The sequence below is a fragment of the Gallaecimonas xiamenensis 3-C-1 genome (assembly GCF_000299915.1).
GTDB classification, from domain to species: Bacteria; Pseudomonadota; Gammaproteobacteria; order Enterobacterales; family Gallaecimonadaceae; genus Gallaecimonas; species Gallaecimonas xiamenensis.
This window is the reverse complement of the sequence record NZ_AMRI01000002.1, coordinates 125,959-138,420: the sequence shown is the minus strand read 5'-3', so window position 1 is coordinate 138,420 and position 12,462 is coordinate 125,959. Positions and strand designations below refer to the sequence as shown.

General features: G+C 61.8%; 10 protein-coding genes. 4 read left to right on the top strand and 6 right to left on the bottom strand.

The features are described from left to right. The first annotated feature begins 92 nt into the window (after window positions 1-92). Window positions 93-2,921, top strand: a complete 2,829-nt coding sequence (locus B3C1_RS01940; RefSeq protein ID WP_008482529.1) for a TonB-dependent receptor — start codon at window positions 93-95, stop codon at window positions 2,919-2,921. Between the two features lie 127 nt (window positions 2,922-3,048). After that, window positions 3,049-5,367: a Tex family protein gene (locus B3C1_RS01935; RefSeq protein ID WP_008482528.1), complete on the top strand. Its 2,319-nt coding sequence runs from the start codon at window positions 3,049-3,051 to the stop codon at window positions 5,365-5,367. Window positions 5,368-5,400: 33 nt separating this feature from the next. Here the strand turns inward: B3C1_RS01935 and B3C1_RS01930 are convergent, their stop codons facing one another. The 4 genes from B3C1_RS01930 to bioH all read right to left on the bottom strand — a co-directional run bounded on the left by B3C1_RS01930 (window position 5,401) and on the right by bioH (window position 8,386). Beyond that, entirely contained in the window at window positions 5,401-5,751 is a 351-nt protein-coding gene (locus B3C1_RS01930) for a hypothetical protein (RefSeq protein ID WP_008482527.1), read from the bottom strand. A 176-nt stretch (window positions 5,752-5,927) separates the two neighbouring features. After that, window positions 5,928-7,220 carry a cell envelope integrity protein CreD gene (gene creD / locus B3C1_RS01925; RefSeq protein ID WP_008482526.1) on the bottom strand — a complete coding sequence of 431 codons (1,293 nt, stop codon included), beginning with the start codon at window positions 7,218-7,220 and terminating at the stop codon, window positions 5,928-5,930. Window positions 7,221-7,363: 143 nt separating this feature from the next. Next, window positions 7,364-7,573, bottom strand: coding sequence for a hypothetical protein (locus B3C1_RS01920; RefSeq protein WP_008482525.1), 210 nt, complete (start codon window positions 7,571-7,573; stop codon window positions 7,364-7,366). A gap of 72 nt (window positions 7,574-7,645) precedes the next feature. Further along, window positions 7,646-8,386, bottom strand: a complete 741-nt coding sequence (gene bioH, locus B3C1_RS01915) for a pimeloyl-ACP methyl ester esterase BioH (protein ID WP_008482524.1) — start codon at window positions 8,384-8,386, stop codon at window positions 7,646-7,648. Here bioH and B3C1_RS01910 point away from each other — a divergent pair, their 5' ends adjacent. Then, complete coding sequence (locus tag B3C1_RS01910; RefSeq protein WP_008482523.1) at window positions 8,387-9,070, top strand: ComF family protein; 684 nt, start codon at window positions 8,387-8,389, stop codon at window positions 9,068-9,070. Window positions 9,071-9,128: 58 nt separating this feature from the next. Then, window positions 9,129-9,356, top strand: a complete 228-nt coding sequence (locus B3C1_RS01905) for a hypothetical protein (protein WP_008482522.1) — start codon at window positions 9,129-9,131, stop codon at window positions 9,354-9,356. Between the two features lie 27 nt (window positions 9,357-9,383). Here the strand turns inward: B3C1_RS01905 and B3C1_RS01900 are convergent, their stop codons facing one another. Together B3C1_RS01900 and B3C1_RS01895 are read right to left on the bottom strand one after the other, a co-directional pair. Further along, window positions 9,384-11,888, bottom strand: coding sequence for a M14 family zinc carboxypeptidase (locus tag B3C1_RS01900; RefSeq protein ID WP_008482521.1), 2,505 nt, complete (start codon window positions 11,886-11,888; stop codon window positions 9,384-9,386). Between the two features lie 71 nt (window positions 11,889-11,959). Next, window positions 11,960-12,373, bottom strand: coding sequence for a hypothetical protein (locus tag B3C1_RS01895; protein WP_008482520.1), 414 nt, complete (start codon window positions 12,371-12,373; stop codon window positions 11,960-11,962). Window positions 12,374-12,462 lie beyond the last annotated feature (89 nt).

Sequence of the window (12,462 nt, the reverse complement as noted above, 5' to 3'; positions counted from 1 at the left end):
GGTGCGGTATCGGTTTTCAGGTAGCAGCCGGTACCAGGCCTTGGGGCCCAAGCCCCTTAACTGGGCGACAACCGCAGCGGAGACAGAACGCCATGAACCCGAAGAACAAGATCACCTACCTGAGCTTGCTGATAGGCACCCTGCTTTGTGCAGGCCAGCAGCAGGCCTGGGCGCAGCAGGACCCGCCCCAGGCCGAAGAGGGTCAAGGGGACCAGGACGAAACCGAAGTCATTGAAGTCAGGGGTATACGCGGTTCCATCCGCGAGTCCCTCTTTATCAAACAAAGCGCCACCAACGTGGTGGACGCCATAGTGGCCGAAGACATCGGCAAGTTTCCTGACCAGAACATCGCCGAAGCCCTGCAGCGCATGACGGGGGTCACCATCACCCGCAACGGCGGCGAGGGCCAGAACATCATGGTGCGTGGCCTTGGGGGCGACTACAACGTCACCACCCTCAATGGCCGGCGCATGGCCTCGGAAGACAGCAGCCGCAACTTCAACTACGACCTTATCGCCGCCGAGCTGGTGGCCGGTGTGGAAGTGGCCAAGTCCCCCTTGGCGGTCTATCCCGAGGGGGGTATAGGCTCGGTGGTGGACATCCAGACCCGCAGGCCATTGGCCCTGGGCGGTTTCACCCTGTCCGGCTCGGTCAAGAGCATCTACGAGGAGCGTACCGGCCGGTACAGTCCCCAGGGGTCCTTCCTGATCAGCGACACATTCGCCGACAACAGCTTCGGCATCCTCCTTACCGGCGCCTACTCGGAACGCACCATGCGTATCGACTCCTACCAGGGGGAAGGTTTCTACGATCCGGCCGAAGGCATAGACGTGCAAGTGCCGGTAGACAGCAACGGCAACGGGGAGCTGGACCAGGGCGAGCCCAGTTACGAGTCCATGATCCCCGGTTATGTGCGCTACTCCAACTGGCAGGACACCCGCAAGCGCATCGGCGCCAGCCTGGCCATGCAGTGGCGTCCCCGGGACGACCTGGAGTTCAACTTCGACAGCCTCTACTCCAGCTACGACACCAACGGCAGCCAGTACCAGATCTCCTTTGTCACCTACGACGAACCCTGGACGCCGGGTGTGCCTTCGGTGGGGGACCTTAAGTTCGATGAAAATGGCAGGGTCAACTATCTACAGCTCAACAACGGGGCCATGGCCGAGCTGCTCAACGTGTCCACGCCCCGCAACACCACCACTTACCAGGCCGGGCTCAACACCAAGTGGTTTGCCACCGACCAGTTGAGCCTCGAGCTGGACCTCTCCCAATCCGAAGCCAAGAGCAAGAACAGCGGCGACAACCGCTACGTGGTGGCCAGAGGCTTTGTAGACAGCATCACCATTGACCAGACCAGCGGCAACCTGCTGCCCGACGTGACCCTGGATCCGGCCCTGAACGCCGACCAACCCTTCGGGGCCCACTACAGCTACAACTACGGCACCGACATCGCAGACAAGGTGGACGAGGTGCGGTTGGCTGGGCGTTTCCTGCCCGACATGGGGCCTGTCGCCAGCCTGGACTTCGGCGTTCATTACGCCAAACAGACCAAGACCCGTACCCAGTTCAAGTCTAAAAACCCCTCCATGTTCAGTAATGGCGGGGCCTACTTTACCAACTCCGCCTATGACAGCTTCGACGCCAGCAGCGTCCAGCAGATGGGCGGCATGACCCTGTTCCGGTTGCCTGCCGACGTCTTGGTACCCGCCAACTTCGACCATTTCCTGGAAGGGGAGGCCGGCAAGCACCCCGCCCCCTGGGCCAGCTTCGACTACGACAAGCTTTATGCCTTTTATCAGAGCATCAATGCCCAGGCTGCCGAGGACCAGATCAAGGCCAGCCTGCAGCCCAAGGACTCCTACGCCGTCGGCGAGCAGACCCTGGCCTTGTACCTGCAAGCCAACCTGGAAGGGGAACTGCTGGCCCTACCCTACGGCCTCAACCTGGGCCTGAGGGGCGTCAGGACCGAAGTGAATTCCAGCGGCTACACCCTGGACCTGGCAGCCCTGCGCTTTGAAGAGGTGGACAAGGACGGCACCACAGTGGTGCGGCCAGTCGGTGACATCAGCGACTACTATGGCCAGTTCAGCCTCAAGGACCATTACACCGACTGGCTGCCCAGCCTCAACTTCAAACTGAACCTCACCGACCAGTTGCTCTACCGCTTCAGCGCCGCCAAGGTGCTGACCAGGCCAAACCTGGATTACCTGACCCCTTACAGTTCGGTGGATCTCAACCAGTTCAAATACAACACCTCCAATCCCGGCTTGGCGCCGCTCAGGGCCAACCAGGCCGACACCACCCTGGAATGGTACTTCTCGGACTACGGTGCCGCCACCGTCGCCCTCTTCTACAAGGACATCCAGTCCTTTATCAGCTACGGCCCCAGGGGCCACATCGACATCGACGGCTACAGCTTCGAGGTTAACGGCCCTGACAACGACCAGTACGGCGCCACCGTCAAAGGGGCTGAACTGGCTTACCAGCAATCTTTCGAAGAACTGCTGCCGGGCTGGTTGGGGGGCTTTGGGGTGCAGCTCAACTACACCTACACCGACAGCAGCTACGAAGACCCGGATAAAAAGGCAGCCGGGCTGCCCTTCGAAGGCATGTCCAAGAACGCCTACAACGCGGTGGTTTACTATGAAAAATATGGCCTGCAGGCACGCCTGGCCTATAACTGGCGAAGTAAATACCTGCTCTACCCCGACGCCTGGGGAGGTCCGCAGTGGATGGCCGATTACGGCCAGTACGACTTCAGTGCCGGCTATGACCTGACCGACAACCTGTCGGTGCACCTGGAGGCCAGCAACCTCACCAACGAAAGGCATTGGGGCTATATCAAAAGGCCCGAGCAGGTGGCCGAGCTGTCCCGCTACGGGCGCCAGTTTGCGTTGGGGATCAGCGCCGCCTTCTAAGCCCTTTGGCCGCCTTTAAGGCGGCCGTCTTTTCCAGTCGCCCTTCATTCATAAAGGAGCATTGTCTCCATCCCCTGCCGTGGCACAATGTCAGGCCATTGCCCCAAGACCGAATCGAGTTGTAAGGATGATCAATAACAAAATTGCCGAAGAGCTTGGCGTCCGCGAAGCTCAGGTCAGTGCGGCCGTTGCCCTGTTGGACGAAGGTTCCACCGTCCCCTTTATCGCCCGTTACCGCAAAGAGGTGACCGGCGGCCTGGACGACACCCAGCTGCGTAACCTCGAGTCCCGTTTGGGTTACCTGCGCGAATTGGAAGACCGCCGCCAGGCCATCATCAAAAGCATCGACGAGCAGGGCAAACTCACCGACCAGCTGAAAAAAGACCTGCTGGGGGCCGACACCAAGACGGTACTGGAAGAGCTGTACCTGCCCTATAAACCCAAGCGCCGCACCAAGGGCCAGATTGCCATAGAGCAGGGCCTTGAGCCCCTGGCCGATGAGCTGCTCAATAACGCCGGCTGCGACCCGCAGGCCCTGGCCGAGCAGTTTGTCACTGGTGACGTGAGTGACGTAAAAGCCGCCCTGGAAGGGGCTCGCTACATCCTGATGGAGCGCTTTGCCGAAGACGCGGCGCTGTTGGAGAAGATCCGCAGCTACCTGTGGGGCAACGCCCAACTCACCGCCAAAGTGATGGACGGCAAAGAGATTGAGGGCGCCAAGTTCAGCGACTACTTCAGCCATTCAGAACCCCTGGCCAAGGTGCCCTCGCACCGGGCGCTGGCCATGCTGCGTGGCCGCAACGAAGGCATTCTGGCCCTGGCCATCAACGCCGACCCAGGCCAGGAAGAGGGCGTGAAAACCTCTTACTGCGAGCTGATTATCGCCAAGCACCTGGGCTTTAACCTGGGCGACAGCCCCCGCGACACCTGGCTCAAGCAGGTGCTGAACTGGACCTGGCGCATCAAGATTTTGATGTACATGGAAACCGAGCTGATGGGCCGGGTGCGAGACGCCGCCGAGACGGAAGCCATCAAGGTGTTCGGCGACAACCTCAAAGACTTGCTGATGGCCGCGCCCGCCGGCCCGAAAGTGGTGATGGGCCTGGACCCGGGTATCCGCACCGGCTGCAAGGTGGCGCTGGTGGACGACACCGGCAAGGTGCTGGGCACCGCCACCATCTACCCCTTCGAACCCAAGCGCCAATATGCCCAGTCCATCGACGCCCTGGAGCAGCTGTGCCGCAAGTTCAAGGTGGACTTGATTGCCATCGGCAACGGCACCGCCAGCCGCGAGACCGACCGCATGGTGGCCGAGATGTTTAAAAAGGCCCCGGATCTGAAAGTCACCAAGGTGGTGGTAAGCGAAGCAGGGGCTTCTGTCTATTCCGCCTCGGAGCTGGCCGCCAACGAATTCCCGGACCTGGACGTGTCTTTGCGCGGCGCCGTTTCCATCGCCCGCCGCCTGCAAGACCCGCTGGCGGAATTGGTGAAAATCGACCCCAAATCCATAGGTGTGGGCCAGTACCAGCACGATGTGAACCAAAGCCAGCTGGCCAAGGCCCTGGACGCGGTGGTGGAAGACTGCGTAAACGGCGTGGGGGTGGATCTCAATACCGCCTCGGTGCCGCTATTGGCGCGGGTATCGGGCCTTAACAGCACCCTGGCCGGCAACCTGGTGGCCTGGCGCAACGAGAACGGCGCCTTCAAGAGCCGCAAGCAGCTTTTGAAAGTGCCGCGCCTGGGGCCCAAGGCCTTCGAGCAGTGCGCCGGTTTCCTTCGCATCATGAACGGCGACAACCCCCTGGACGCCTCCGGCGTGCACCCCGAAGCCTACCCTGTGGTGGAGAAAATCAAGGCCAGCACCGGCAAGGTGGAAGCGGCGCTGATTGGTAACTCTGATGTGCTGAGAAAGCTCAAGCCCGGCGACTTTGTAGACGCGCAGTTCGGCCTGCCCACCGTCACCGATATCTTGAAAGAGCTGGACAAACCCGGCCGCGACCCGCGCCCCGAGTTCACCACCGCCAGCTTTGCCGAAGGGGTGGAAACCCTTAACGATCTCAAGCCCGGCATGGTCCTTGAAGGGGTGGTGACCAACGTCACCAACTTCGGCGCCTTCGTGGATATTGGGGTTCACCAGGACGGCCTGGTGCACATCAGCGCCATGAGCGAGCGCCGCATCAACGACCCGAGGGAAGTGGTGAAAGCGGGCCTGGTGGTAAAGGTCAAAGTGATGGAAGTGGACATACCGCGTAAGCGCATCGCCCTTTCCATGCGCCTTAGCGACGAGCCTGGCCAGCAGGCCGGTGGCGCCCGCAGCAGCGGCGGCAATCGCCCCGAGCGCTCTGGTAATAACCGCAGCGCCGGTAAGCCCCAGACCCAGGGCCTCGGCGGCAGCAGCGGCAACTCGGCCATGGCCGACGCCCTCAAAGCCGCGCTAAAGCGCTAATCAAAAAACCGGGGCCAAGCCCCGGTTTTTGTTTTATCGGCCGTCTTCGAAGTAGGCCGTGGCCGACACCTCTGTGACTGTGCCTGCAGTCAGGTCAATCAAAGTGGCTGTTGCTTGATATTCTTCAAAAACACGGATAACCGCAGAGCAAGTGGTGGCGTTGGACTCACACTTGGGGTTGTGCCAATCGATATAAAAACGCTCCGGGACGTTATCTATGCGGAAAACAGCAGTGGCCGACCCTTTATTCCAAAGAATCTCAGTGCAGTAATTGGGGGTGAACTCATCGTAGGCAGCAGTATCCAGGTAACAGCTCATGCCTGCAGCAAAGGTTGAGCTGGATCCCAAAGCCAAGACGGCCGCCAGTAAGTTGCGCAGTTTCATTTTTCTCTCCTTGAAATAGCTTCAATATGAAAGCGTTACCCCATCCTGCGGGTACCACAAACGCCCCACTACCGAAACAGACAAAAGGGAAAAAAACAACCACCAGACTCGTCGATGCGACAATACGCAAAAAAAAGCCGACTAAAAGCCGGCTTTTTTAAAACTTGGATTATCAGTTAGTTGCCGTTATCCAGCCCATACCAATCCAGGCGGCGGGTGAGGTACATCACCAGGGCCAGGACGGCGAACAGGCCCAAAGCCCCCATCAGCAGCGCCAGGTCTTCGAGCTGCAAGATCACATAGATATAGCCGTAGAGCAGGGCCAAGACCCCGGCCACCAGGGCCGCCAGCTTGCGGCTACGCAGCACCGCCAGGCTGTAACTGCCGATAAGGCCAATGGTGGCGATGCTGGCCAGCAGGTAGGCGATACCGAAGCCGGTATGCTCGCTGAACGCCAGCAGCAGTATGTAGAAGATGCCCAGGGCCAGGCCCACCAGCAGGTATTGCAGGGGATGGACCCGGCTATTGAGCAGGGCTTCGACAAAGAAGAAAGTCATAAAGGTCAGGGCTATCACCAAGATGGCGTATTTGCTGATACGCATGGCCTGCTGGTAGCTGTCGGCGGTCACCAGGAAGCTGACCCCAAAGTCACTGCCATTGAAGTGGTAGTCGTTGCCCTCGAAGAACTGCGGGTAGTTACGATTGAAATGCAGCACCTTCCAGGCGGCGTCAAAGCCTTGGTCACTGACCTTACGCTCGGTGGGCAGGAAGGCACCGTCGAAACTGGGGCCGCTCCAGCTGGAACTGACCTGCACCTGGGTGTTTTCCCCTACCGGGATAAAGCTCAGGCGGCTGGAGCCGCGCAGGGACAGGGTGATCTCGAAGGGCAAGGTGCTGCGGCGGCCACTGAGATCCAAAGGGGTGCTGACACCGCTGTCCAGCAGGTTGCTGCGTACCCCGGGAGTCAGGGATCTGGGCTTGCCGTCCAGCAGCAGCTGGATATTGTCCTTGACCCCTTTCATGTCACTGATGCCGAACATCAACTCGGCCTTTTGGGGTAGCAGTTGCGGGTCATTGGCCAGGTGCTGGGCCAGTTCGTCCATGTCGAAATGGCCCTGGAATTTGAGATCGGCAACATAGACGGCGGTCTCGTAGAGGCTGCGGCTGCGCAGCTCGGGGGCGGCCTGGGCATTGACCTGCAACGACTTGGGCAGGAAATAGCTGACATAGCTTTGGTTGAACCAGCTGCCGTCATTGCGCTGAACATGGCGCACGCCGGGGATGACCAACACCGGGCCGGACAGCTCCTGGGCCTGGCCCCAGGTGGAGGCAATGTCGTTGACTACCTGATCGCGCCTGTCTGTGCGTTCGCTGATCACCAATTGGACCAGGAACACGGGGATCAACAGCAAGATGGCCATGACCCCGACAATAAGGGCCTTGGAGGTCACCGAAGGTGTATGTGACATGAAAAATCGTCCTTGATGGGTGCGGGAAAACAGTTATAAGCGGCGAAGGCTGCCTGAAAAATGAATGCAAAACAATCTGCTGGATGGCCAGCAAGGCAACAAAAAAGCCACCCTTGGGTGGCTTTTTTCGACCTGGGGCTGGCTCAGGCGGTGGTGTCGATCAGGGTACCGAGCATTTCGTCTGCGGTCTTGATCACTTTGGCGGCGGCGCCGGATTCCTGCTCGGCGACCAACAGCTGGGTCAGGGGCTCGGCTGACACATTGCCACGGGCCAAGGTATAGGCCGCATCGCTGGCACGGGCCTCGGCTGTGTATTGCAGGTTGATGCCGCTGCTGATGGCTGAAGTGGTCATGGCGCCTCCTTTAAAGGTGTTTAGAGTGTACGCCAAATGGCCAGCTTGGCCAAATGACGATCAATCCCTTCCTCACAATGTAGCGACAAAATCGCGCAAGACTTGAGCCGTTTCTTGGGGGTGGGAAATAAAGGGCGCGTGGGAAGCATGTTCAAACACATGGCTGCTACTGGCCGGGGCCAGTTCATCCACCAGGGGCGCCTGTTTGACCGGTACCAGGGCGTCCAAACGCCCGTAGAGGCGCAAAAAGGGTAGCCCCAGACTGGCCAGTTCGGGCCTGAGATCGGTGTTATCGAGGATCTTCAGGCCCCCGGCCAGGGCCGCAAGGCTGGGCAGGGCCCGCTGGGCTACCTTTTCCCGCAGCACCTTGATGTCGGCCTTGGCACTGGGCGCCCCCATGGCCTGGATAGCCAGGAAGCGGTCGATCACCTGCTGCAAATCCCCGTCCAGGGCGCCGGCAAACTGCTTGAGCACCATGGGTTTGATACCAGGCCAATGGGCATCGGCCACGAAGGCCGGGCTGGAGGCCAGGGTGATCAGGGCCCTTGGCCGGCCATAGCCCTTGATGGCGGCCTGAGTGGCGGCCAGCCCCCCCAGGGACCAGCCCAGCCAAACGGCCTCTTGGGGTACCTTGTCGGCCAGGGCCCGGGCCAGGCCGTCGATATGGTCGTAGGCTGGCTCGGCGGCGGCGTCGCCAAATCCGGGCAGATCGACCACCCTTATATCCAGCCCCTCTAGATAGGGCAGCAAGGAAGAGAAGACTGCACCGTTGACCCCCCAACCGTGCAGCATGACCAAGGTGGGTGCTGACATATGACCTCCAATATTGCGCGCATCCTAGCCCGGCTGGCCGCCCTAGCCAAGCCCACCGGCCGTTGCTGGCTCTGCCTGGAAGCCAGTCACAGCCCCCTTTGCGCCACCTGCCAGGGGGATTTGCCGGCCAAAGGCAGCCGCTGCCGCCAATGCGGGGAAGCTGGCCCCGCGCAGTGCCGCGCCTGCGCGCAAAAAGCGCCGCCCTTTGATGAAGTGCACTTCGGCGTGCCTTATGGCCCGCCCCTTGACGCCCTTATCCACCGCTTCAAGTACCAGCGCCACTGGTGGCTGGATGCTCCCTTGTGCCAGCCGCTGCTGGCAGCCCTGGCCGGGGTAGACAGGCCGGACTGCCTGGTGCCGGTGCCCCTGCACTGGTCGCGCCGGCTCTGGCGCGGCTTTAACCAGGCGCACTTGCTAGCCCACCATCTGGGCCAGGCCCTGGACCTTGAAGTGAATCCAAGACTGCTGCGCCGGCAAAGAGCCACCCGCCAGCAGCAGGGCCTGGGCCGCCAGGCGCGCCAGCGCAATCTCAGCCGGGCTTTCAAACTATGCGGCCCGGTGCCGGCCCATGTGGCCCTGGTGGACGACGTAATGACCACAGGCACCACGGCGGCCACCCTGGCCAGGTTGCTGAAACAGGCCGGTTGCCAGAAGGTGCAGCTTTGGTGCCTGGCCAGGGCCTAGTGACAAGCTCTTGTTATTTAGTTAAAAATGATACGCACGTAACACAAAAGGGGCCGCAGTGGACCTGATCATCTTTGCCCTGGTGGGGCTGTCCGCCCTTTGCATCCTGGTCTGTGTCTACCTGGCCAGCCAATTGCTGGGGTTGCTGCTGTTCCCCGGGGACAAGGCGGCCCCCAAGCGGGTAGACCGGTTGCTGGTAAGCCTGGCTTTTACCCTCACCGCCCTGTTGCTGCTGACCACTGTGCCGGACGCCCTTGAGCTGCCCCCCTTGTGGTTCTTCCAATAAAAAAGCCGCCCTGGGGCGGCTTTTTTGTCAGAAGTCGAAATAGAGGGCGTTACTGAGCCAGCGTTCCGACCCCCGCTGTATGCCCCTGAAACTGACGTCATCCAAGAAGGCCACTACGCTGCCACGGCCCAAATGCTGGGCGATGGCAGCCGGGGTGCCGGCCAGAGCGTCCCGGTTGGGCTGGGCCATAAAGCCCGCCAGCAGCGGCTTGGCGTCGTAACGGGCCAGCACACTGAAGGGGCCTTTCACCTCGGCCAGCATCACTTCATGGTCCCGCATCAGCGGCAGGCGCTTGCTGCCCAGGCCGAAATTCAGCGGGTGGCTGCTGTCCAGATCCGCCAAGACCTGGGTACCGGCTATCAGCGTCTGTGCCCTATGGCTGTCGCGGTCTGCGTAGCTGAGCTGGTCGGTGGGGAACTGAGCAAGACGGGCCTGGTCGTCCGCCAATTCGGCGTTCAGCAAGCCCTGCTGCACCCCCCAAGCCACGGCGTCGGTCATCAGGATCAGCCGGCCTCCCTGTTCAACCCAGCGCTTAAGCCGCGCCCCCTGGGCACCGTTCAGGGCCAGGGGCGCCGAGGCCGGCACCAGCAGATGGGTAAATTCCCCCAGGTCCAGCCAGGGCAGCACGCTGTCTTCCAGCAGGGTCACTTCGACCCCGGCCTGGGTGTCCAGGCTTTGCCAGGCACCGCCGGCCCGCTGGGCGTGGATGTCCCGGCCCACCAGCAGCCCCAGCTTGGGGGCCTTTACTCGTTGCAGCCCAGGGCTGCCGAGATCGGCGCCGCTCTGGGACAGGCCAGAGTCCATGGCCTTGAGGGCAATGCCATGGCGGGCACTGAGCTCGGCCAGGGTGGCAAGCAGCCCTTGGGGCTGCTGGGCGCCAGCGGGGATCAGCATGTCACCGGCCTTGAGCCGCACTTGGCCGTTGTCGCTGGCGCTGCCCAGGCTGAACACCTTGACGTCGGCCCGCAGCAAGTCGGCCAGCAGCGCCGGGGCACGGCTGTCGGCCCAATCGAAGGCCCAGGCATAGGCCGGGGTCACCTTGGGCGGCACTTTCTTGGCCGGGGCCCAGGGCTGGCCCGCCAGACTGGCGCCGTTGTCCCAGCTGCCCACCGCCAGGGCCTGGATGTTGTAGGCATAGCCCAGGTTCCAGGCGGACACGTCGTAGAAGGTGTTGTCTTCAAAGTCGGTAGCGGTGCCGAACACCGACTTGATCAGGCGGTACTGGGGTTGGTCCAAAGACAGGTAGAGGTCGCGGCCGGCCTTGAGTTTTTGGCCATCCAGCTCCAGGTCCTTGCCCAGTTGGTTGACGGCGATGCCGTGGCTGGTCAACACCCGGGCCAAGTCGTCCAAGCGGGCCTGGTCACCGGGGTTTTTCAGCACCAGGCCTTTGATCTTGTCGCTGGCCGCAGCCTTGCGGGCGTCCTTGAAGAAAGCGGCCTGGTAGTCGGCCAGCCTTTCCTTGTTGCGCAGCACCCCGGCCAGCAGTTGGCGGCTGGCGGTGAGCTGGTTTTCGATGGTGAAGGTAAAGGTCATGTCACCGAAGGGGGTGGCCACCCGCTGGCCCCTGGCCCTGGCCTGCTCGTAGAGGATGCCGATGGCCCCCATGGCGTCCCCGTAACTGGAGGCCTTGCCCCAGTAGAAATCGTCGAAAGACTCGCCGGTGTAGTAAAGACGGCCCTGCTGGTCCAGGCCCTTGGCCACGTCCTTGGCCAGTTCCTTGGTGATGGCCTGGTTTTCCTTGGGGGTCAGGGGATTGACCCTGCTGGCCACGCCAGGCTGGAAGAAAAAGGTGCCGTGGGGGCCCATTTCGTGGAAATCGCCGAATACCTGCGGCATCCATTGCTGCCAGAAGCGGATGCGGTTCTGGGACGCCGGGTGGGTCAGCAGCAGCCAGTCACGGTTGAGGTCAAAGCCGTAATGGGACAGGCGCCCGGCCGGGAAGTCCTGCCAGCGGCTGCGGTGACTGAGGGAGTCGGAGTTGTGGCGGCCCTGCTGGTTGTTGGCAAAGTTGGCGTACCTGTCCATGCCATCCGGGTTCAGGGCCGGGTCTATCAGCACTATGGTGTTGTCGAGGATGGCCTTGACCTTTTGGTCCTGGCTGGCCGCCAGCCAATAGGCCACCAGGGGCGCGGCATTGGCCCCGGAGGGCTCGTCACCGTGCACCGAGTACCCCAGCCAGACGATGGCGGGCAATTTGGGGTCGCGTTTGCCGTCCCGTACCTGCAGGTGGGCCTGGCGGATGGCGTCGAGGTCTTTCAGGTTTTGGGGGCTGGAGATGGCCAGTAGCACCTGTTCCCGCTGCTCTGTGGTGCGGCCGATACTGATGGGTTTGATACGGTCCGACTGCTGGGCCAGCTTGGCCAGGTAGGCCTGCTGCTGGTCAAAACGCAGGTGCCAGTCCCCGATACCAAAACCCAGCACCGATTCGGGGGTGGGCTTGGCGGCGTCGAAGGTTTCGCCGGGGAAATAGTCGGCGGTGGGCTGGGCCAGCGCCAGGGCCGGCAACATCAGGAGCGGGATAGAGAATTTCATGGGCTGCATCTTGTTAACATTTCCCCCTAGGCTAGCCAAGGTAGCGGCTAGGCAACAGGGTTGTTAACGACTCAGCCGGTCCGTTGGTCGCCTCGGGGCAGCAGCAGGGGCAACTGCTTTTGTCGCCGACCGGCCCGGTGACGATAGTCCAGGGTGCCGAACAGGATCACGGCCAAGGCGGGCAAGGCAACGCCCAGGAAGAGTCCGCCCTGCTGCACCGGGCTCAGCCCCAACAGGGCCAAGGCCAGGGCCAGGGACGCCAGCAGGATCAGCAGTCCCATGCCCTTGTCCACCGGCACCTTACTGCCGGCGGCCACTTCCCTGGTCAGCCAATCCCGCAGCTGGCCTTGCTCAGCGGCTGAAAGGGCCTGGTATTGCTGCTGCCAGCGCTGCACCACCCTTGGCCGCATCCGAGGCCGGCCCAGCAGGGTCCAGGCCTGATTAGCCAGGGGCCTGAGTCGGGGGGAAAGGTCGGCGTGCTTCATAAGGGTCCTGGGCAGGCGATTGAGACGACCAATTTAGTGCTTTGTGCTTTGGGCGCCAAGCGCGTTATCATAACCCAGTAAAGTAGTCA